Origin of the sequence: Dietzia aurantiaca (genome assembly GCF_021033825.1) — a bacterium.
GTDB lineage: Bacteria > Actinomycetota > Actinomycetes > Mycobacteriales > Mycobacteriaceae > Dietzia > Dietzia aurantiaca.
Map to the genome: position 1 here is coordinate 496,468 of NZ_JAIFXZ010000001.1, position 22,294 is coordinate 518,761.

The 22,294-nt window shown below is 69.9% G+C and carries 15 protein-coding genes and 1 tRNA gene; 10 read left to right on the top strand and 6 right to left on the bottom strand.

All coding sequences use genetic code 11. The annotated features are described in order from the left end of the window. The first annotated feature begins 183 nt into the window (after window positions 1–183). Both K3888_RS02400 and K3888_RS02405 read left to right on the top strand, forming a co-directional pair. A complete protein-coding gene (locus K3888_RS02400; RefSeq protein ID WP_230928615.1) occupies window positions 184–1,806 on the top strand; it encodes a S1 family peptidase in 1,623 nt (540 codons plus the stop codon). Between the two features lie 177 nt (window positions 1,807–1,983). Further along, window positions 1,984–5,175, top strand: a complete 3,192-nt coding sequence (locus K3888_RS02405; RefSeq protein WP_230928616.1) for a heterodisulfide reductase-related iron-sulfur binding cluster — start codon at window positions 1,984–1,986, stop codon at window positions 5,173–5,175. Window positions 5,176–5,299: 124 nt separating this feature from the next. On the opposite strand, the gene K3888_RS02410 is transcribed toward K3888_RS02405, so the two are convergent. After that, the gene (locus K3888_RS02410; protein WP_230928617.1) at window positions 5,300–7,117 is read right to left on the bottom strand and encodes a flavin-containing monooxygenase; all 1,818 of its coding nucleotides are present in this window, start codon (window positions 7,115–7,117) and stop codon (window positions 5,300–5,302) included. 69 nt (window positions 7,118–7,186) lie between these two features. Here K3888_RS02410 and K3888_RS02415 point away from each other — a divergent pair, with 69 nt between their 5' ends. Then, window positions 7,187–8,278, top strand: coding sequence for a helix-turn-helix domain-containing protein (locus K3888_RS02415; RefSeq protein ID WP_230928618.1), 1,092 nt, complete (start codon window positions 7,187–7,189; stop codon window positions 8,276–8,278). Window positions 8,279–8,367: 89 nt separating this feature from the next. After that, on the top strand, window positions 8,368–9,621 hold the full coding sequence (locus tag K3888_RS02420) for a pyridoxal phosphate-dependent aminotransferase (protein ID WP_230928619.1): 1,254 nt from the start codon (window positions 8,368–8,370) through the stop codon (window positions 9,619–9,621). 273 nt (window positions 9,622–9,894) lie between these two features. Here the strand turns inward: K3888_RS02420 and K3888_RS02425 are convergent, their stop codons facing one another. From K3888_RS02425 to K3888_RS02440, 4 genes are all read right to left on the bottom strand, one after another. Beyond that, complete coding sequence (locus tag K3888_RS02425; protein WP_230928620.1) at window positions 9,895–11,295, bottom strand: UDP-glucose dehydrogenase family protein; 1,401 nt, start codon at window positions 11,293–11,295, stop codon at window positions 9,895–9,897. A 147-nt stretch (window positions 11,296–11,442) separates the two neighbouring features. Next, window positions 11,443–12,006, bottom strand: a complete 564-nt coding sequence (gene dcd, locus K3888_RS02430) for a dCTP deaminase (protein WP_230928621.1) — start codon at window positions 12,004–12,006, stop codon at window positions 11,443–11,445. Then, entirely contained in the window at window positions 11,987–12,757 is a 771-nt protein-coding gene (locus K3888_RS02435) for a DUF2470 domain-containing protein (RefSeq protein WP_230928622.1), read from the bottom strand. The genes dcd and K3888_RS02435 overlap by 20 nt, the downstream gene beginning before the upstream one ends. Before the next feature lie 186 nt (window positions 12,758–12,943). Continuing rightward, the gene (locus K3888_RS02440) at window positions 12,944–13,747 is read right to left on the bottom strand and encodes a hypothetical protein (protein WP_230928623.1); all 804 of its coding nucleotides are present in this window, start codon (window positions 13,745–13,747) and stop codon (window positions 12,944–12,946) included. 231 nt (window positions 13,748–13,978) lie between these two features. Here K3888_RS02440 and K3888_RS02445 point away from each other — a divergent pair, with 231 nt between their 5' ends. The 6 genes from K3888_RS02445 to K3888_RS02470 all read left to right on the top strand — a co-directional run bounded on the left by K3888_RS02445 (window position 13,979) and on the right by K3888_RS02470 (window position 20,787). Then, window positions 13,979–14,272, top strand: a complete 294-nt coding sequence (locus K3888_RS02445; RefSeq protein WP_230928624.1) for a hypothetical protein — start codon at window positions 13,979–13,981, stop codon at window positions 14,270–14,272. Window positions 14,273–14,346: 74 nt separating this feature from the next. Further along, window positions 14,347–14,420: transfer RNA gene (locus tag K3888_RS02450), tRNA-Gly, on the top strand. A gap of 194 nt (window positions 14,421–14,614) precedes the next feature. Beyond that, entirely contained in the window at window positions 14,615–16,075 is a 1,461-nt protein-coding gene (locus K3888_RS02455) for a class I adenylate-forming enzyme family protein (RefSeq protein WP_230928625.1), read from the top strand. A 73-nt stretch (window positions 16,076–16,148) separates the two neighbouring features. Then, on the top strand, window positions 16,149–18,023 hold the full coding sequence (locus K3888_RS02460) for a DUF3556 domain-containing protein (RefSeq protein WP_230928626.1): 1,875 nt from the start codon (window positions 16,149–16,151) through the stop codon (window positions 18,021–18,023). 10 nt (window positions 18,024–18,033) lie between these two features. After that, window positions 18,034–19,455: a phytoene desaturase family protein gene (locus K3888_RS02465; protein WP_230928627.1), complete on the top strand. Its 1,422-nt coding sequence runs from the start codon at window positions 18,034–18,036 to the stop codon at window positions 19,453–19,455. A 24-nt stretch (window positions 19,456–19,479) separates the two neighbouring features. Next, window positions 19,480–20,787, top strand: a complete 1,308-nt coding sequence (locus tag K3888_RS02470; RefSeq protein ID WP_230928628.1) for a PucR family transcriptional regulator — start codon at window positions 19,480–19,482, stop codon at window positions 20,785–20,787. Here K3888_RS02470 and K3888_RS02475 read toward each other — a convergent pair. Then, window positions 20,784–22,181, bottom strand: coding sequence for a hypothetical protein (locus K3888_RS02475; protein ID WP_230928629.1), 1,398 nt, complete (start codon window positions 22,179–22,181; stop codon window positions 20,784–20,786). The two genes, K3888_RS02470 and K3888_RS02475, sit on opposite strands and share 4 nt — an antisense overlap. Window positions 22,182–22,294: the final 113 nt, after the last annotated feature.

Sequence of the window (22,294 nt, forward strand, 5' to 3'; positions counted from 1 at the left end):
GTTGCCGAAGAGGCAGCCTAGCGCCCAGTGGCGAAATTCTTCGACTCAGCCTCTTCTGAAAAATCGCCCAACTAATCCCACTAATCACACGTGTCACACTGGACTCAGTAATCACAGCTCCGTAATCTTGCTCGCGACCGGTCGACCCCTCCAGTCGCTCACCGTGCATCACGGAAGGCCACCATGCGCATCTCTTCGAAACTCGCCGCACTCGGCGCGGCCGCGGCACTCGTCGTCACCGCGACGCCCGCCGGCGCCGAGCCCGCCCCCGCGCCCCCGGCGCCCCCCGCCGCCACCCCGACGGCCCTCCCCGCGCTCGACGGGGCGCTGGGACCCCAGCTGACGTCGCTCGTCGAGGCGCTCAAGCGCGATCTCGGCCTGACGCCCGAGCAGTTCCTCGACCAGGCCGGCGTCGGCCAGCGCCTCGCCGAGGCGCGCCCCGGGTGGGAGCAGAAGTTCCGCGAGGCGTTCGGCGGCGTCTGGCTCGACGACGACGGCACCGGCATCGTCGGCGTGGTCGAGGGAGCGATCGGCGACACACTCCGCGACGAGGCGACCGACGCCGGGTTCACCGTCCGGGACGTGGCGTTGACCACACACGAGCTCGATGCGCGTGAACGACAGGTCGGCGCGATCGTCGAGGGCATGCCCACCGACCTCAAGGAACTCGTCACCGGTGTGCGTGTCGATCCGACCCGCAACGCCGTCGTCGTCACCACCCGTGGCGGTGATGCCGCCCAGCTCGGCACCATCGACTCCCGGCTCCACGACCTCGCCGAGGTCGACATGATCGAGGCCCCCGACCCGGCGTCGGACACCGCGCCGTTCGGGAGCCAGGGCGGCGGGACCGGCTCCGACGGCGAACCGACCACCGACGGACTCACGCCCGCCGCCACCGGTGAGGGCGCGGGCGGCGCCGGCGCGGGCGCCGGACTCGGCGCGCTGACCGGCGGCGACGGCGGCTCGCTCGGAAGCCTGGCACTGCTCAACGACACCGGGTTCATCCCCGAGGGGCCGATGCGCACCATCGTCGAGTTGCTGTCCGGCCTGACTCCCGGGACCGGCTCGATCATCGACGGAATGAACGAGACCGTGCCCAACCCCGACCCGCAGCCCACGCCGCAGGCGCGTCAGCGAGGCCGGACGGACACGTCACCCACGGGCCCGGTCGTGGGCGGCACCGGCTACATGGTCCGCGTTCCAAGCGGTGTGCTCGAGTGCTCGACCGGGTTCAACGGTGAGCTGGACGGCAAGCCCGTCGTCATCACCGCCGCACACTGCGCCGGGGCCGACGGCACCCGCGCCGCCCTCGCCGACGGCGAGGAGTTCGGCACCATGACCGGCACCAAGCGTGAGGCGATCGACACCGCCCTCATCGCGGTGGACGAGGACGCGGCCGAGCGGTTCAGCAACAACCTCGTCAGCGCCGACGGCAATGCGCCCCAGTCGATCATCGGCACCGCCGAGCCCGTCGTGGGCCAGAAGGCCTGCAAGACCGGCTTCCGCACCGGGTTCTCCTGCGGCACCATCTCGCAGGTGGACGCCGACATCGACGTGGCCGGCTCGCGCACCATCGCCGGCGCCTTCACGGTCGACCTGTGCGCCCTCCCCGGCGACAGCGGCGGAGTGGTCTTCTCGGGCGACCGCGCACTGGGCATCTCCAGCGCCTCCAACGTGGCCGACACCGGGACCTGCGCCAACGCCGAGGCGGTGTCCAAGGCCGCCGGGTTCACCCCGCGCCTGTCGGCGGTCCCGATCTCCGACGTGCTCGCCGCGCACCCGGGTCTGACACTGCGCACCAACTGAAACACTGATCGTCACGCGGGCCCCGTCCGCGAGTGGGGAACTCTCAGGTAAGGGAGACCTCAACTCGTGGAACGGGGCCCTTGTGGCATACCTTTGACCTCAACACTGTCGACGGGTGCCTTTAATACGGAAATACGGTGCCCGTGCGTCGAGAAGTGCGACGAAAGGCCGCGAACCATGTCAGGCGTGACCATCACTCTCGGGACGATAGGCGTCCTACTCAGTTTGATCTGCTGGGCCTCCTTCATCGGAGGAGTCTCGCGGATGGTGCGGAGCATCATGCTCGGCCAGAAGGACGGCTTCAATCGATTCGGGCCGGTCTTCGCCCGACTGAAGAACGTCATCGTGGAGGTCGCCGCCCACACACGGATGGCGCGTAAGCGCTCGGTGGGCTTCTTCCACTGGTTCGTCATGGTGGGCTTCATGCTCGGCTCGATCGTCTGGTTCGAGGCCTACATCCAGACGTTCAACCCGCGCGGCGGCTGGCCGTGGCTGTCGGACCAGGTCTGGTACCACGCCATCGACGAGTTCCTGGGCCTGGGCACCGTCATCGGCATTCTGGTACTGATCATCATCCGCCAGGTCAACCAGCGTAAGGGCCTCAACCGGTTCACCGGATCGGACCGCAAGGCCGCCTACTTCGTCGAGGCCGTCGTGCTGCTCGAGGGCCTGGGCATGATCTTCGTCAAGGCCGGCAAGCTCGCCCTGCTGCGCGCCGACGGATACGGCTTCCACTGGAGCACCGACTGGGCCACCGGCCCGCTGTCGACGATCCTGCCCGCCAACGAACTCATGGTCTCGATCTTCGCGCTGATCAAGCTGCTCACCGGCATGATCTGGCTGTACGTCGTGGGCCGCAACATCACCTGGGGCGTCGCCTGGCACCGCTTCTCGGCGTTCTTCAACATCTACTTCAAGCGCGAGGCCGACGGCCGCACCGCGCTCGGCGCGCTCAAGCCCATGACCATGGAAGGCGAGGCGCTGACCATGGAGAAGATCGAGCAGCGCACCGAGGAGGACGAGGACTTCGAGCCCCTCCTGGGCGCCGGCGCGATCGAGGACTTCTCGTGGAAGGGCTGGCTGGACTTCTCCACCTGTACCGAGTGTGGCCGCTGCCAGGAGCAGTGCCCCGCCTGGAACACCGGTAAGCCGCTGAGCCCCAAGCTCATGATGATGGCGCTGCGCGACCACGGCGCGGCCAAGGCGCCGTACCTGCTCGCGGGTGGCAAGACCACGATGGGCGAGGAGACCGGACTGGTCGACGCCGAGGGCAACCCGGACGAGGCCAAGCTGGCGAAGATCCCCGAGGCCGCCCGCATCGAGGCCCAGCGTCCGCTGGTCGGCAGCACCACCGCCGACGTCTCCGAGGACCCGACCCTCGCCGGCATCATCGACCCGGAGGCCCTCTGGTCCTGCACCACCTGTGGCGCCTGTGTCGAGCAGTGCCCCGTGGACATCGAGCACGTCGACCACTTCGTCGACATGCGTCGCTACCAGGTGCTCATCGAGTCGGAGTTCCCGACCGAGCTGGCGGGCCTGTTCAAGAACCTCGAGAACAAGGGCAACCCGTGGGGCCAGAACAACTCCGGCCGCGACGAGTGGATGAACGCCCTCGACTTCGACATCCCGGTCATCGGCTCGGACATCGAGGACTTCTCCGACACCGAATACCTGTTCTGGGTCGGCTGTGCCGGCGCCTTCGAGGATCGCGCCAAGAAGACCACGCAGGCCGTGGCGACGCTGCTGCACACCGCAGGAGTGAAGTTCGCGGTGCTGGGCCAGGGCGAGACCTGTACCGGTGACTCCGCCCGCCGCGCGGGCAACGAGTTCCTGTTCCAGATGCTCGCCGAGCAGAACATCGAGACGATGAACAACGCCTTCGACGGCGTGCCCACCGCGCAGCGCAAGGTCGTCGTGACCTGTGCCCACTGCCTCAACGCACTCAAGAACGAGTACGGCGAGCTCGGTGGCGACTACCAGGTGGTCCACCACACCCAGCTGCTCAACCGCCTCGTGCGGGACAAGCGTCTGGTGCCGGTGGCCCCGATCGACGGCACCGTGACCTACCACGACCCGTGCTACCTCGGCCGCCACAACCAGGTCTACGAGGCGCCGCGTGAGCTCATGGACGGCTCGGGCGTGACCCTCAAGGAGATGCCGCGTCACGGGCAGCGTTCCATGTGCTGTGGCGCCGGTGGCGCGCGCATGTGGATGGAGGAGACGGTCGGTAAGCGCATCAACGTCGACCGTGTCGACGAGGCGCTGTCGACCACGCCCACCAAGATCGCCACGGGCTGCCCGTTCTGCCGCGTGATGCTCTCGGACGGCACCACCGCCCAGACCGACGGCACCGAGATGGAGGGTCAGGTCGAGGTCGTGGACGTGGCCCAGCTGCTGCTGGAGTCCGTCACCCGCGACGGTGGCCTGCCCGAGCCGCGCGAGGCGTCGTGGATCGAGAAGCCCAAGCGTGAGAAGACCTCTGCGCAGAAGGAGGCCGAGCAGGCCGAGCGTGAGGCCGCCGAGGTCGAGCAGGCCGGGGCCACCGCCACGGCGCCGCCCGCCGAGGCCGCCCCGGACAACGAGGTGACCGACAAGGGCGAGGGCGCCGAGGTGGCCGCCGCCGGTACCGCCGGTGCGGTCAGCGCCGCAGCAGCGGGTGCGTCCGTCGCCGATTCGAAGGGCGCGCCCAAGTCGGGCGGCCTCAAGCTCGGTGGTGGCGGCAAGGCGCCCGGCGGGCCGAAGGCTCCCGGTAGTGCCAAGGCCCCGGGTGGTGCCAAGGCCCCGGGAGGTGCCAACGCGGTCGGCGCCGAGGCCCAGTCCGAGGTCAAGGACGCCGAGCGCACCGAGGAGACCCGAGAGGCGGCCCAGGGCGAGGCTCCGGCCACCACCGGCGCCGCCAAGGGCGCACCGAAGTCGGGCGGTCTCTCGCTCGGCGGCGGCGCCAAGGCTCCCGGTGCACCGAAGGCCCCGGGCGGGGCCAAGGCTCCCGGTGCGCCGAAGGCTGCCGCTCCGGCTGCTGCGACGCCCGCCGAGTCCGACGCCCCGGCCCCGGTCCCGGATGCCTCGGCAACCGAGACCGAGTCGGCCAAGCCCGCCAAGCCGACCGTCGGCCTGGGACTGAAGGGGGGAGCCAAGGCTCCCGGTGCCCCCAAGGCTCCGGGGGCTCCGAAGGCTGCGGCCGCTCCGGCGACCGAGGAGCCGACGAAGCCCGAGGCCCCGTCCGAGGCTCCCGAGTCCGCGCAGGCGGAGCCCGCGAAGGCCGACGCCGCCGACGAGGCACCGGCCTCGGAGACCCCGGCCAAGCCCGCTGCGGGCGGGGCGATCCCCCGGTCGAAGAAGTCCGGCGGATACGGCCTCTCGCTCGGCTGACCGACGAGACAACGCAACCGCGGCCCGTGATCAGAACTTCTGATCACGGGCCGCGGTCGTTTCCGGGGCAAACCGGTCGCGAAACGTGAAATCCCGTCGCGATCCTGCAGGCGGCGAGGACCGATCAGCAGGTGTGGTGCGCCTCCTGCACCCGGTACACCGGCGTCGGGATGCCCTCCATCCGCGCCTTGAGCTGCAGCGCGAGGTACTTGGAGTAGTGGCGCGACTGGTGCAGGTTGCCGCCGTGGATCCACAGCTGCTCCACGTTGGTCGGCTTCCACATGTTGCGCAGCTCGCCCTCCCACGGGCCCGGATCGCGCGTCGTGTCGGAGCCGTAGCCCCACACCTTTCCGACCTGATCCGCGACCTCCTGGGACACCAGGTCCACGAGCCACTGGTTCATCGATCCGTATCCGGTGGCGTAGACGATCAGGTCGGCGGGTAGCACGCGCTCGCCGTCGAGTTCGACGCCGTCGGGCAGGATCCGGGTCACCTGTCCGCGCTCGAGGGCCACCTCGCCGTCGATCAGGAGCTGGCTGGCACCGACGTCGATGTAGTACCCCGATCCACGCCGGAGGTACTTCAGGAACAGGCCCGACCCGTCCTCGCCGAAGTCCAGGTCGAACCCGACGTCCCGGAGCTTGCCGTAGAACTCCGCGTCCTTCTCCGCCATCTGGTCGTAGACGGGGATCTGCGCGTCCGGCAACAGCCGGTACGGCCACGAGGCGAACAGCATATCCGCCTTCTCGGTGGTCACGCCGGCCTCGAGCGCCTCCTCCGAGTAGAGGGGACCGAGCGCGAGCGACATCAGCGATTCGCTCCGGGAGATGTGGGTGGACGAGCGCTGGATCATCGTCACGTCCGCGCCGTGATCCCAGAGGGCGGCGCAGATGTCATGGGCGGAGTTGTTGGAGCCGATCACGACGGCGCGCTTGCCCTCGACGTCGCCCTCGCCGGTGAACTCGGACGAGTGCCACTGGTCGCCGGCGAAGTCCTCGGCGCCGTCGAAGTGCGGGATGTTGGGGTAGCCGGACACCCCGAGCGCGAAGACAAGCTGGGTCGGCCTGAGCTCGATCTCCTCGCCCCGCCGGTCGACCCGGACACGCCACGTCGCCGTCGTCTCGTCGAACTCGGCGCCCAGGCACTGCGTGCCGGACCAGTAGTCGATGTCCATGATCGCGGTGTAGTGCTCGAGCCAGTCCCCCACCTTGTCCTTGGCGGGGAACACGGGCCAGTCGTCCGGGAACGGGATGTAGGGAAGGTGGTCGTACCAGACCGGGTCGTGAAGGTGCAGCGACTTGTAGCGCTTGCGCCACGAGTCGCCGGCGCGCTCGTTCTTCTCGATCACGATCGTGGGCACGCCGAGCCGCTTGAGCCGGGCCGCGAGGCCGATCCCGCCCTGACCGCCACCGATGATCACCGCGTAGGGCTGGTCGGTGTAGCCGAGCGATTCCTGCCGCTCGGTCTGCTGCTCGAGCCAGGTCCGGCGGCCGCGGCGGATGACGTGCTCGACGCCCTTGTCGCGGTCGCGGCCCTTCTTCTCCTCGTGCCCCTTGAGCTCCTGCAGCGTGGTGAGCAGGGTCCAGGCCCGTCCGTCGCGCAGTCGCAGGTGGCCCCAGCCGCGACCCGCCGCGGTCTCGAAGTTGATCCACGCCTCGATCACGCCGCCCGACTCGGTGGCCGGGTCCGCGAGCTCCCAGCCGGTGGGGGCGGCCGCGGCGAGCTGGCTGTCGAGCATCTCCCCGATCTCCTCGCGCCCCTCGAGGGTCCGGAGGTTCCAGGTGAAGGACACGAAGTCGCGCCAGCACCCCTCGGCCTCGAACATCCCGGCCGCGCGGCCCGTGTCGCCCGCGCTCAACGCCTCGCCGAACTCCGCCAGCCACGTCTCCACGACCCGGTCGGTGCTGTCGGCCCCCGCGGGTGCTTCCGTCGTCTGTGTCATGCCCACTCCTTCGCTCTGCTGTAGCGTTTTTCATGACGTAGATCACACTGTCTTCCCGAGGGGGTGGCAATGTCGTTGCACTCGACGCTGCGGTTCTCCGACCCCGGAGCCTTCGCGGCCCGCACGATCGAGGCCCACGAGATCGCGCTGGCCGGCGGTCAGACGCCCGATCTGGACTCGCGGGTGCTGCGCGCCTGGCAACGCAGCGGGGACGCCGGAATCTCCCCTGACCAGCAGGCCCCGTGCAGCGTCCTGTCGCGGGAGGAGCTCGCGACCGCACGCGCGATGACGCCGCTGCACCGGGTCGCGGCGGAGGTCGTGGCGTCGGTGGCGGACACCTCGGCCGCCGGGCGACACCTCGTCGTCGTCTCCGACACCCGGGGCCGCGTCCTGTGGCGCGCGGGCAGCGCGCAGGCATTGCGCCGCGCGGACTCGATCGCGTTCGCCGAGGGCGCGGACTGGTCGGAGAAGGGCATCGGCGCCAACGGCATCTCGCTCGCGCTCGAGGCCGGGGCCCTCACCCACGCCACCGCGGGCGAGCACTTCGTCCGCGCCCACCACGGCTGGACGTGTACCGCGAGTCCGATCAGGGATCCGCGGGGGCGGGTCATCGGGGTCCTCGACGTGTCCCACCCGCTGCGGTTCTCGTCGGTGGAGACCGCCGCGCTGGTGCGCTGCGGCGCCCGGCTCGCCGAGTCCCTGCTCGCCGCGCTCCCGTCACCCCCCGGCGCGGCCGACGGTACCGGGTACGACGACGACAACGCCGCCGCCCACGCACCCGGCCACGTCCCGGCCGCCGATCCCAACCCCGTCACCGCGATCCGCCTGCTCGGGTGGAAACCGGCCGTGATCCGGGCGGACGGGACCTCGATCCCGCTCACGCCCCGGCGGGCCGAGTTGGTGGCGCTGCTGGCCTCCCGTGAGGCGTGGTCGGCGCGGGCGCTGTCGGAGGCCCTCTACGAGGACCCGTCCGCCACCACGACGGTGCGCGGTGAGGTGCGTAGGCTCCGCCGGCTCACCGGGCTGTCCATCGAGTCGCAGCCGTACTCGCTGTGCCCGCTCGAGCGCGAGTGTGTGGACTTCCTGCGCGTCGAGCATCCCGACGAGCTCCTCCCGGACTCGGAGATCCCGGCGATCGTCGACCTGCGATACGGGATCTGACCGCGTCGATCCCGCCCGGTCGCCGGGCCCCGCCGCCGACCGGGCACGTGATGCCGGGCACCCGTGCCGAAGTGGCACAATCGGCAGGTATGACGCCTGAGAACCCGGGACGCACGCACCACCAGCCGCGCACGCTCGACCAGTCCTCCAAGCTCAAGGACGTCCTCTACGAGATCCGCGGGCCGGTGCTGGCGCGGGCGAACCAGCTGGAGGCCGAGGGCCACCGGATCCTCAAGCTCAACATCGGCAACCCCGCGCCCTTCGGGTTCGAGGCGCCTGACGTGATCATGCGCGACATGATCGCCGCGCTCCCCCACGCGCAGGGTTACTCGGAGTCCAAGGGCATCCTGTCGGCCCGGCGCGCGATCTTCACGCGCTACGAGCTGGTGCCCGACTTCCCGCGCCTGAGCGTGAACGACATCTTTCTCGGCAACGGCGTGTCCGAGCTGATCACCATGACCATGCAGGCGCTGCTCGACGACGGCGACGAGGTCCTCATCCCGGCCCCGGACTACCCGCTGTGGACCGCCATGACCTCGCTGTCCGGCGGCAAGCCGGTCCACTACCTCTGCGACGAGTCCGACGACTGGAACCCGTCGCTGGAGGACATCGCCGCCAAGATCACCCCGCGCACCAAGGCGATCGTGGTGATCAACCCCAACAACCCGACCGGCGCGGTGTACTCACGCGAGGTCCTGCAGGGGATCGTCGACCTGGCCCGCGAACACAGCCTGCTGATCCTGGCGGACGAGATCTACGACCGGATCGTCTACGACGAGGCCCAGCACACGTCCATCGCCACGCTGGCCCACGACCTGCTGGTGCTGACCTTCAACGGCCTGTCCAAGACCTATCGTGTGGCCGGCTACCGGGCGGGCTGGATGGCGATCACCGGCCCCAAGGCACACGCCGCCGGGTTCCTCGAGGGGCTGGAGTTGCTCGCCTCGACCCGCCTGTGCCCCAACGTGCCGGCGCAGCACGCCATTCAGGTGGCCCTGGGCGGATACCAGTCGATCGACGAACTCATCGAGCCGGGTGGGCGCCTGCACGAGCAGCGTGGCATCGCGTGGGAGAAGCTCAACTCGATCCCCGGCGTGAGCTGTGTGCGGCCGATGGGCGCGCTGTACGTGTTCCCGAAGCTGGACCCGAATGTGCACGAGATCCACGACGACCGCCAGTTCGCCCTGGACCTGCTGGAGCGCGAGCGCATCCTCGTCACGCAGGGCACGGGCTTCAACTGGCCGGACCCGGATCACTTCCGGATCGTGACCCTGCCGCCCGGCCGCGACCTGGGCGTGGCGATCGAGCGGATCGGGAACTTCCTCAGCTCGTACCGCCAGTAGCCCCCTATCGCCTGTAACCCTCATTGAGAAGAGCGTTCCGCACACCCGCTTATCGGCAAACGCGTTCGGAACCCTCTTCTCGACGGGGTGCCGGACCGCCCTGCCCGCCCTTGCCCCGCGATTGGTCGACACTACGGTGAAGCTTGATTGCACCACTGCGAGGAACAGCCCGAAACGTCGCAGTGGCGCCACCAAACCGCGGCAACGCGGCTGGGGTGGCACAGGTCAGGGCAGACGCGACCGGGCCACGCGACCGGGCATACGCAGAGGTGGTCAGACCCGGGCGAGGGCCGCGCTTCCGGCAACGGCAGCCTGCGCTCCTGCGACTGCCCGGGCGTCGGCGGGCGCGGACACGCCCCGGCCCAGAGCCCGGTAGGTCCAGCCCGCCTCACGCCACCGCTCGCCCGGCATGCAGTTGCGGCCGTCCAGCAGGACCCGGCCGCGCGCGACCCGCGCGACCGCGGCCGGGTCCAGCTCCACGAACTCGCCCCACTCGGTGGCGACCAGCACCACGTCCGCGCCCTCGCACGCCTCCAGCGCCGAGTCGGCGTAGGCGAGCGTGGGGAACAGGGCCCGGGCGTTGTCCAGCGCCTGCGGGTCGTACACCACGGCCCGCGCACCCTTGAGCGAGAGCATGCCGGCCACGTTGAGCGCCGGCGAGTCCCGCACGTCGTCGGAGTTCGGCTTGAACGCCGCGCCCAGCACCGCCACGGTCTTGCCGATCACCGTCCCGCCGCACACCTCGGCCGCGAGGTCGACAATCTTGTCGCGTCGCCGCATGTTGATCGTGTCGACCTCTCGCAGGAACGTCAGTGCCTGCGCCGCGCCCAGTTCACCGGCGCGGGCCATGAACGCCCGGATGTCCTTGGGCAGGCAGCCGCCGCCGAAGCCCAGGCCGGCGCCGAGGAACTTGGGCCCGATGCGCGGGTCCATCCCGATCGCGTCCGCCAGTACGGTCACGTCGGCGCCGGCGGCCTCGCACACCTCCGACACGGCGTTGATGAAGCTGATCTTGGTGGCCAGGAACGCGTTGGCGCTCACCTTGACCATCTCGGAGGTGGCCAGGTCCGTGACGATCACCGGGCACGGATCGGATTCCATGATCGGCGCGTACGCCTCGTCGATCAGTGCCCTGGCCGCGCACTCCGGATCGGACAGGCCCACCACGATCCGGCCCGGCCGCAGGGTGTCCTCGACGGCGAAGCCCTCGCGCAGGAACTCCGGATTCCACACCACGTCGACCCGCACGCCGTCAGCCGTGGAGCGGTCGGCGATCTCCTGCAGCCGCACCGCCGTCCCGACCGGCACCGTCGATTTCCCCGCGACCACCGCGTCCCGGCTCACCAGCGGCGCCAGACGCGCCACCACGTCCTCCACGTGCGAGATGTCGGCCGCGAAGTCGCCCTTGCGCTGGGGCGTGCCCACCCCGATGAAGTGAAGATCCGCGAACTCCGCGGCCTCCGCGTAGTCGGTGGTGAAGCGCAGCCGGCCCGACTCGACGTGCCTGGACAGGATCTCGGGCAGGCCCGGCTCGAAGAACGGGACCTCGCCCCGACACAGCCGATCGACCTTGACCGCGTCCACGTCCACCCCGAGCACCTCGTGACCGAGTTCGGCCATGCAGGCGGCGTGGGTGGCGCCGAGGTATCCGGTTCCGAAGACGGTCATACGCATGTCGTCATGCTATCGACCCCGGTCAACCGGTCGGAGGACTCGGAATGACGCGCCGGGCGACGTCCGATGAACTCTCGGCGGCCCCGAACGGCCCCTATCCGCCCAGCCGACGTGCGCGCGGACCACCGGGCCGGCCCCGGCGCGCGGTCACTGGAAGTTGAGGTACGCCTTCGACGCCGTCGGCCCGCGCTGGCCCTGGTACTTGGAGCCCATCGCCGAACTGCCGTACGGGTTCTCGGCGGGGCTGGACAGCCGGAACAGGCAGAGCTGGCCGATCTTCATCCCGGGCCACAGGGTGATGGGCAGGTTGGCCACGTTCGACAGCTCGAGCGTGATGTGCCCGCCGAAACCGGGGTCGATGAACCCGGCCGTGGAGTGGGTGAGCAGGCCGAGCCGCCCGAGCGAGGACTTGCCCTCGAGACGTCCGGCCAGGTCGTCGGGCAGTTCGAGCCGCTCGAGCGTGGCTCCCAGGACGAACTCGCCGGGATGCAGGACGAAGGGATCGCCGCCTGACACCTCGACCAGTTCGGTCAACTCGTCCTGCTGCTGCGCCGGGTCGATATGGGTGTAGCGCGAGTTGTTGAACACGCGGAACCGGTGGTCGAGCCGGACGTCGATGCTCGAGGGCTGGATCAGCGACGGGTCGAACGGGTCGAGCGCGACCCGCCCGTCGGCGAGCTCGGCACGAAGGTCACGGTCGGAGAGCAGCACGATCCAGAGGGTACCGCGGCCCGCCGGCGAGCAACCTGATCTGGGTCCCCAACTCCGCCACCTCGGTGCACGCCTCGGCGAACGGCAGCCGTTGCCGGTGGGTGTTGTCGTCGCGGTCGGTGAACTCGAGGTCCACGCCGGCGCGGTCGATTCCGACGAGCAGCGGTCGCTGCGCGGGCAGGCAGCGGCACACGCGCATGGCGATCCGCGGGACGATCCGGCAGCGCGGATCGTTGAGGTGGTCGAGCCAGTGCCCCTCGAGGTCGGCGAACGGGTCGGGACCCGACGTGGCGAGGTCGTCGGGCTCGATGTCGGTGACGCCGTCGTGGTCGGTGAGGACGATCCGGTCGGCGCGGAGCCGCACCAACGCGAGGTCGCCGCCGACGCCCAGCAGCGACGGGTCGGGGAGGTCCACGGCGATGTGGGTGGCGACGTGGCGCTGCGCGTGGCCGCCGGGCAGTTCGACCCGGCCTTCGACGACGACGACACGACGGCACCGACCGTCCGCGACCCCTCCGAGGATCACGTCCAGGACTTCGAGCCGGGCGTGCAGCCCCCCGGCGGTGATCGCGGCGGAGTCGGCCACCGGGATGACCAGCCAGAGGTCGGCCGTCCCGGGGGCGTGATGCGCCAGCGTCACGGTGGCGGCAGGGTTGCCGGACCCGATGGTCAGCGTTGCCCGGCCACAGCGGCGGAGTGCGGAACCAACGCGCTCGGCGGGTTCGGGGACGGGTCCCACCAGTGATCGCATGGAGTCGAACCCCTCTCGTGGAATCGGTACCCGGCCCGTTCCGGCGCCTCAGGGATTGGCGCCGGAACGGTGCGGGGGCGGGGACGTGACTACCCGCGCCGATCAACTTAGGTAAGGCTCACCTACAACGCAAGGGCTTGGCGGAAACTCAGCAGAAAATTATCCGCGCGGGCCGGTCCGACAGGGTCAGGAATCGAGGAGTTCGAGCTCGGCGCGCAGCGTTTCGGGATCGAGGCAGACCTGCGAGAACGGCACTCGCACGACCTCGCGGAACCCGCCGCCGGCCGAGACCACGTCGAGGTCCAGGCCGCGGCCGTCGACGCCGACGATCCGCGGGTCGGTGCCGGCGATCTGCCGTCCGGCACGCAGCGCCAGACGCGCCGCCCATCCGGCGTCCGCCCCGATCCGGCGGAGCCAGGCCTGCTCGTCCACGCCGATCGGGTCGACGGGCGCCGCGGCGAGCTCGGCGCGGGAGACGAGGTCCACGCCGTCACTGCCGAGGTACGTGATCTCCAGCGGCTGCAACTCGCTCAGGCGCAGGGAACCCGGACCCCCGGACGGGCTCATCGAGCCACCGTCCGCAGCCACGAGACGGCGGCGACGTGCATCGGACGACGCGGTGACGATCCCCGACATCGTGACGATCCCGCGAATGACGGCGCAGTCGTCGTCGCACCCCTCAGGGCGTGCCACCTGCCGGCCGTCCAGCGCGAACGACGGTCGCGGGGCGGCACCACGGCAGCGCCCGGTACAGACGGAGTCCACGATCTCGACGGTCGCGGAGGCACCCACGGCGGCCACGCGGGCCTCGTCCCCGACGGCGCGGGACACGCCGTTGACGTCGACGACGAGGACAACGACGCCGTCGTCACGCACACGTGCCGAACGCAGTGGACGGCGCAGGATCCCGGCCTCGATCCTTCCGGCCGCGCCGCGGGCGAGCACCGTGCGGACACGCTCGGCAATAGGCTGCTGCGTCACGTCGGTCATCGAACACCTCCAGGGCAGGGTGGCATCCGCCGGTCGATACCCCGACCCCTGAAACGGACCGCCCTCCTTATTAAGCGCTCTCGTCGGCCGAAATGCTACCCGCCAGTAACAAACGGGTGCGTGAAACTGGACACATCAACGTCCTCCGCCGGGCGGGCGGGGGACCCCAGGGGCCCCGGCCGCGGCGACCGGATGTGCGCCGACCCCGGCTGACGTGGTGAAATGGGGCGCATGGACGAGTTCAGGGAAGAGCCCTCCAAGTACGTCTGGCGCTGGACCGTGTGGTCGTGGGTCTGCGTCGGACTGGCCGTACTCATCGTGCTGATGGGGATCACCAGCTACATGTCGCTCACCCCGTGGATCATCGGGGCGATCGCGGTGGCCGTGATCGGGGGCATCGGGTTCGGCTTCGTTCCCCGCGCCTCGCTCGACCAGCCCAGGCGGCCCATGACGTCGAGTGCGCGCCGCAAGGCCGCCGCCGCAAAGCGGCAGTCCGCCGAGAAGCCCGGAACCGACGAGAAGTAGGGGCAGCGCGCCCGACCCGCGGCGGTGATCCGCGGCGGGCGGCGTGCTAACCTGAATCAGCCCGAGCGGGCAGTGCCGATGTAGTTCAATGGTAGAACTTCTGCTTCCCAAGCAGACAGCGCGGGTTCGATTCCCGTCATCGGCTCCATGTGATGTCCCGGATCCTCGTTGATCCGGGACATTCGTCATTTGACGGAGCCCTCCCCACGGGGCCGGACCCATTCCGCCCGACCAGTGCACAGTGCACAATATCGACAGTGAACTTCGTCACATCCACTGATGATTGTCCGGCGCCCCGACCGTAGTGTCCTAGGTCACACAGGTCACCGGCGAGGAGTCGATGTGGAGTTCGAGTATCTGTCAGGAGTGTTGGCCGAGCGGTTCGGCGACGCGCCCGCCGTCCGCGACGACAGCACTCAGATGTCGTTCCGCGAACTCGATGATCGAGTGCAGGCCGTGGCCTCCAGGTTCCGCGACCTGGGCGTATCCAGGGGCGATGTCATCGCCGTGATGCTGCCCAATCGGAGCGAGCTGGTTCTGACGATCTTCGCCGCCTGGCACCTCGGTGCGGCGGCCACGCCGATCAACCCGAACTTCACGAGCGCCGAAGCCGATCACCAGATCAACGACGCCGGGGCCGCGCTCGTGGTGAACGCCGGCCCCGACGGGCCCACGGGCGGCCGACCGGCGATTGGCGTCGATGAACTAGAGGCGGCCGCCGGGAGCGGGGTCACGCTCGAGCCCGTCACCCTCCGGGGCGATGACCTGGCGCTGGTGATCTACACCAGCGGGTCCACCGGCCGACCCAAGGGCGTCATGCTCACGCACTCCAACGCCGCGGCGATGTCGGGGTCGATGGCGGACGTGATGGCGATGACGGCCGAGGACCACTGCCTGCTCGTCCTCCCGCTGTTCCACGTGAACGCTCTGATGGTCAGCCTCCTGGCCCCGCTCCGTGTGGGCGCCCAACTCTCGATCATCGGGACCTTCTCCGCGTCCACGTTCTTCGACCGGGTCGAGCAGTTGAGACCCACGTACTTCTCCGCGGTGCCGACCATCTACGCGCTACTGCTGACCCAGGCCGAGGGCCGGAGCCCGGACATGTCCTCGCTCCGGTTCGCCGTGTGCGGGGCGGCCCCGGCGACCCGCGAGCTCCTCGCGGCGGCCGAGGACTTCCTCGGCGCCCCCATCCTCGAGGGGTACGGGCTGACCGAGGCCACCTGCGCCTCCGCGGTCAACCCGATCGACGGACCGCGCAAACCCGGCACGGTCGGCCCCGCGCTCCCCGGCCAGCGCATCCGGATCGTCGACGAGAACCTCGAGGACGTGCCCCCCGGCAGCCCCGGGGAGGTCCTGATCACCGGCCCGATCGTCATGGCCGGCTACCTGAACAATCCGGAGGCCACCGAACAGACCCTCGTGGACGGCTGGGTACGAACCGGTGACGTGGGCGTTCTCGACGCGGACGGCTACCTCTCGATCGTCGACCGGCTCAAGGACATGATCATCCGCGGCGGCGAGAACCTCTACCCCAAGGAGATCGAGTCCGCGATCGGCAGCCTCCCCGGAGTGCTCGAGGTTGCCGTGGTCGGCCGCCCGGACGCGGTGCTCGGCGAGGTTCCCGTGGCGTTCGTCGTCCCCTACCCGGAAGCCGACCTGACGCCGGAGTCCGTGACCACCCACAGTGCCGAGCACCTCACCCGCGTCAAGGTCCCCGTCCACGTGACGATCACCCCGGAATTGCCCAAGAACCCCGTCGGAAAGATCGACAAGCCCGGCCTCCGGGCGTCGCTCGTCACCTGATCCCTCCCCGCGTCCACCCCACAGCCCCCGAGACCAGCCCTTTTCCTCACCCCTGCCCACACAAGGAGTTCCCATGGCGTTCCTCCAGGCCGACATTCCTGATATCGATCCGGAGAAATTCGAATCGATCCCGGTCTTCGAGCGGATGAAGCTACTCGCCCAGCACTGGGTGGACTACGGCTTCGGCGCACCGAAGATCATGCACTCGCTGTATCTGGTCAAGGGCCTGTTCTTCTTCCTCGGCGGATGGCTCGCGATCGGGCTCTCCACGCCGGGCCTGCCGCTGACGGACCTGGGGGCCTGGTGGGGCGAGCTGATCGTCTACCAGAAGGCGATGATCTGGGTCATCCTCTGGTCCGCCACCGGATTCAACGAATCGTGGGGGCCGCTCGCCTTCAAGTTCAAGCCCAACACCGCCGGCTACCGCTACTGGATGCGGACCGGCACGCTGCGGCTTCCGCCGTGGCCGGACAAGGTGCCGTTCACCAGGGGTGACGAGCGCCGGGCCATCGATGTGGCGCTGTACGCCGCCATGCTCGGCACCCTCGTGCTGGGCCTGGTGCTCCCGGGCCAGCAGACCGCGGCTGCCTACAGCGAGGCCGGCCTGGTCCCGGCCTGGCCGTTCCTCACCTACGTGGCGATCCAGCTGGTGCTGGGCCTGCGCGACCGGGTCACGTTCCTCGCGTCCCGACCGGAGCAGTATTCGGTGATCATGCTCGGCTTCGGCTTCCTGACCCTCTACGGCGGCGGCAGCGTGGACATGATCATCGTGGCCAAGATCGCGATGTTCGCCGTCTGGTGGGGCGCGTTCCTGTCCAAGATCGGCTACCACTTCACGCCGACCGTGCAGACGATGCTCACCAACGGCCCGCTGATCAAGTCCAGGGCACTCCGGCGCTCCCTGTACAAGGACGCGCCCAACGACCTCATGCCGACCAGGGTCGCGTGGTTCGCCGCACACGTGATGGGCACGATCGTCGAGTTCGTGGTCCCCATCATCCTGCTGTTCACCACCAACTGGACGGTCGCGGTTCTGGCCGCCGCCTTCATGATGTGCTTCCACGTGTTCATCTACTCGATGTTCGCCCTGGCCATGCCGCAGGAGTGGAACCTCTTCTACGTGTTCGCGACGCCGGTGGTGTTCCTGGGCTTCTTCGCCGGCGACGGCTACGCCCTGTGGGACGCGAGCAGCGTCTGGGTCGTGGTCGCAGCCGCGGTGCTCACGCTCACCCTGCCCATCATCGGCAACTTCCGACCGGACAAGATCTCGTTCCTGATGTCGATGCGCCAGTACGCCGGGAACTGGGCGAACTCCACCATGGCGTTCCGCAACAACGGCTGCGAGGCCAAGCTGGACAACCCGGACTTCGTCACCTCCATGACCTCGCCGAAGCATCAGCTGTCGGCACTGTTCGGCGAGGCCGGCGCCGAGATGTTCCTGCAGAAGACCACCGCGTTCCGCATGATGAACACGCAGGGTCGCGGGCACATGTCGATCTTCCCGGACGTCCTGGACAGCATGGAGAACTACCGGTTCCGCGAGGGCGAGGTCATGTGTACCTTCTTCTCGGGCTGGCAGTTCGGAGACGGCCACCTGTTCGACGAGCGCACCATCGCCGCCGTTCAGAAGCGGTGCAACTTCGAGCCGGGCGAGTTCCTCAGCGTCTGGACCGAGTCGCAGCCGCTCCACAAGAAGACCATCGAGTACCGGGTCATCGACGCGGCGCTCGGTGTGGTGGAGCGGGGTCACTACGACGTCCGGGACGTGGTCAAGGAGCAGCCCTGGCTGCCGAACGGCCCGATCGCCTACACCGTGACCTGGCGGCACCCGGAGTACCTGCCGGCCAGCGAGCGGGCGGCCGCGGACGTGCCCGCCAACCCCGACGCCGAGGGGCCGCTCGCCGACAGGTCCGCCGTGACCCGTCGCGACGAGTCCACGGTGGGATAGAACTGATCCCATGCCCTCAGCAATCATCGTCGGAAGCGGGCCCAACGGTCTGGCAGCCGCGTTGACACTGGCCGCCGGTGGAGTCGATGTGACCGTCCTGGAAGCATCCGACTCCATCGGCGGCGGCACCAGGTCCGGCGAGCTGACGCTGCCGGGCCTGCTGCACGACCACTGTTCCGGCTTCCACCCACTGGCCGTCGACACCGGCTTCAGCCGCCAGTTCGGCCTCGAGAACCATGGCCTGCGCTGGACCCTGCCGGATGTCCAGTACTCCCACCCGCTGGACGGTGGACGTGGTGCGTCGGTGTGGCGGTCGGTGGACCGCACCGCCGGGGAACTGGGCGACGACGACGCCGAGTCCTACCGCCGGATGTTCGGACCGTTGACCCGGCGGTTCCCCCAGATCGTCGACGAGTTCCTGCAGCCGCTGGTTCACGTGCCCAGCCACCCGGTCCCGCTGGCGAGATTCGGTCTGTACGCGGCGCTTCCCGCCGCCCTCCTGGCCCGCCGCTGGGAGTCGGAGGAGGCGCGGGCGCTGTTCGCCGGCGTCGCCGCGCACTCGTTCCGCCCCCTGGGGTCGGTGATGTCGTCGGCGATCGGCGTCGCCCTCGGCACCGCCGCACACCGCTACGGCTGGCCGGTGGCGGCCGGCGGCTCGTCCACCATCACCACCGCCATGGCCGCCCGCCTCGCCGAGTTCGGAGGCCGGATCGAGACCGGCGTCTCCGTTCGGGACCATCGGGAGGTGGGCCGCCCCGACCTGCTCATGCTCAACACCTCCCCCTCCGCAGCCGCCGACATCCTCGGCGGCGACCTGCCCCCGCGGGTCGGCCGTGCCTATCGACGGTTCCGGCACGGCCCCGCCGCGTTCCAGGTGGCGTTCGCCGTGGAGGGCGGGATCCCCTGGGCCCACGAGCCCTCGCGACGTGCGGGCACGGTCCACGTGGGCGGAACGCTTCCCGAGATCGCCGACGCCGAACGGCGGGTCGTGCGCGGGGAGATGCCGGAGCGTCCGTTCATCCTGGTGGGGCAGCAGTCCGTCGCCGACCCGGACCGCGCGAAGGACGACGTCCATCCCGTCGACGCCTACGCCCACGTCCCCGCCGGGTGGACCGGTGATGCCACTCGGACGATCATCGACCAGGTCGAGCGGTTCGCACCGGGCTTCCGGGACCGGATCCGCTCCACCCGGTCGCTGTCGACCCAGCAGATCGAGCAGTACGACCCCAACTTCGTCGGCGGCGACATCGTCACCGGCGCCAACACGCCGTTCCAGCTGGTCTTCCGCCCTCGGGTGGCCCTCAACCCCTACTCCGCGGGGATCCCGGGCGTGTACCTCTGCTCTGCGGCGGCCCCGCCCGGCGCCGGCGCCCACGGGATGGCGGGGTGGAACGCCGCACGCTCCGCCCTGGCGTATCTGGGGTCGCGGTGACTGCGGGCGCAGCACGATGACGTCATGCTGATCACCACGCCGCAGGACCCGGAGCGGCTCCGCGAACTCGCCTGCCGGATCGGGCAGCGGCTCAGCACCGGGACCGCGGAGATCAGTGAGAGCATGACCGCGGCGATCGAGGACGCGGTCGGGGAGCTCGACGACGACGACTTGCGCGCGTCGCTGCATTCCAGCGTGTGCAACAACGTCGACGTCATCGTCAGCCTGCTCGCCACGTCCCGGGAGCCGAAAGACCTGCCCCCGCTCCCGGACGCCGTCCGCTACGCGGTCGAGCTCGCACGCCACGGCGTCCCGGGTGCTCCGCTGCGCCGCGCCTACCACGTGGGTTCGGACACCCTGCTGGCCCACATCTTCGACCAGGTCCAGGAGGTCGAGTGCGAGCCGCACGAGCAATTGCCGCTCTACCACCACCTGGCCGGATGGCTGTATCAGTACGTCGACGAGATCACCCGGACGGTGATCGCCGCCTACGAGGACGAGGTGCAGTCCTCCCACACCCGGGCTGCCCGGTCCATCAACTCACTGGTCCGCAGCACCCTGAATGGCGAGTACACCGACCTCGCCGCGTTCGAGACGACCACCGGATACCGTCTGGACCAGGGCCATCTCGGCTGCCGGGTGTGGATCGACGACTTCGGGTCCGCCCGCGATCAGGAACGCCTGCTGTCGGACGTGGTGCGCGACCTGGCCTCCGGGTTGACGGTGATCCAGCCGCCCCTGACGGTCGTCACCGATCGGGCGACCGCCGAGGTGTGGTTCGGGTGGGATCGTCGTCGTCCCTCTCCCCGCCCTTCCACCGTCGCGCCGATCGCTGCCGCGATCCCGCGCGCACGCATCTCCTTCGGCGCGCCGGCCGACGGCGTCGAGGGATTCCGGAGGACGCGCGCCCAGGCGGCGCAGGCCGCCACCGTCGCGCGCGTGTCCACGTCGTCCGACGCCCACGTGGTCTCGTACGCCGACGACGGGATTCCGGTCATCGCGAGGTTGGCCGAGGACCTGCCCGCCACCCGTCGCTGGGTCGGCGAGGTGCTCGGGTCCCTCGCCCGGGACACCGACGATGCCGCACGGCAGCGCGAGACGATGCGGGTGTTCCTGGAGTCCGCCGAGAACTACTCAGACACGGCCGCGCGGCTGCTCCTGCACCGGAACACGGTCAAGTACCGGCTGACCAAGGCCGAGGAGGAGCTGGGCCGACCACCCGGAGCCCGGCGGATGGACACCCAGCTCGCCCTGGCCACCTGCCACATGCTGGGCGGCGCGGTCCTAGCGCCGACCACGGCGGGCCGGCCGGTCGACCGCGAGACCGACTAGGTCAGCCTGTTGTTGCCCTCCCCGCCGCGGCGGCGCAGGCGCTGGAAACCCGGGATGCCGTTCAGCGCCTCCAGGCAGTTGTTCGCCACCACGAGGATCTCGGACAGCTCCGGCGCCACGGTGTCGAGAGACCTGACCACCGGCAGGACGTCCGTCTCCACCGCCTTGATGATCGCCGGCAGGTTGTCGATCACGTCGAGGACGGCCTCGAAGTCGTCGGAGTCCACGGTGTCGGCGACCCGCCCCACGACCGGCATGAGCTTGGTGGCCACGTCGTCGGCCACCACCAGCAGTTCGGTGACCCGGGTGGCGATGAGCCTGGCCTGATCGGACAGGACGCCCTCCTCGAGGAGCAGCTCCTCCAGGACGGGGCGCACCTCCGCGACGGTGGTCTCCACGAGTTCGAGGACGGGCGTCACGCGCTCCACGAGTTGCTCGGCGTCCCCCACCGTCGAGTCAGCTCGGAGGACGACGCCCTCGGCGGCGCCCACCGTTGAGTCGACCCGCACGACGAGCCCGTCCGCCGAATCCACCGTCGAGTCGACGCGCAGGACGAGGTCCTCGGCGTCGCCGACCGCGGTCGCTACCCGGCGCACCAGCTGCGCGGCATCCCCCACGGTCGAGTCCACGCGCAGCACCAGCCCCTCGGCGGAGCCGACTGTCGAGTCCACCCGCAGCACCAGCTGCTCGGCGGCGCCCACCGCGGAATCGATCCGCAGGACGAGCTCCTCGGCGTCACCGACCGCGGCGCCGACCCGGCTCACCAGCTGCTGGGCGTCGCCCACGGTCGAGTCGACGCGGACGACCAGGCCCTCGGCGTCGGTCACCGCCGAATCCACCCGCACGACGAGCTGCTCGGCGTCGGCCACCGCCGAACCCACGCGCAGCACCAGCCCCTCCGCGTCGGCCACCGCCGAACCCACGCGCAGCACCAACCCCTCGGCGTCGGTCACCGCCGAATCCACCCGCAGCACCAACCCCTCGACGTGGCCGGCAACGGTCTCCACCCGGCCGACGATCGGTTCTACCCTGTCGACCACCGGCTCGACCCTGCTCACCGCGGTCTCGACGCGGGCGACGATCCCTTCCGCCGCACCGACCGCGAGCTCCGCGCGCGTGACGGTCCGGCCGACGCGGGCCACGGTGTCGTCGACCTCGTCCACCGAGTTCGCCGCGGCGAGGATGACCTGATCGACCGCGGCCACCGCGCGGTCGATATTGGCGATGATCGAATTGACCCTCGCCACGATCAGCTCGGCATCCTCCAGCAGGAGCGCGATGCGCGCGGGGATGGACCACATGTACCGCGCGACGCGGATCTCCCACTCGACGAGGCGGGTCGCGGCACCGACGACCGACGACGGACCGGGGAACCTCGGCTGGATATCTGACATATGCCGATGATGCCCCACTCTCACGCTCATCGTGACCAGCACATACGACTCGGCCCGAGGTCTGCGGGATGATCACCGGGAAAACAGAGCCATCCCTCACCTTGGACTGTTTG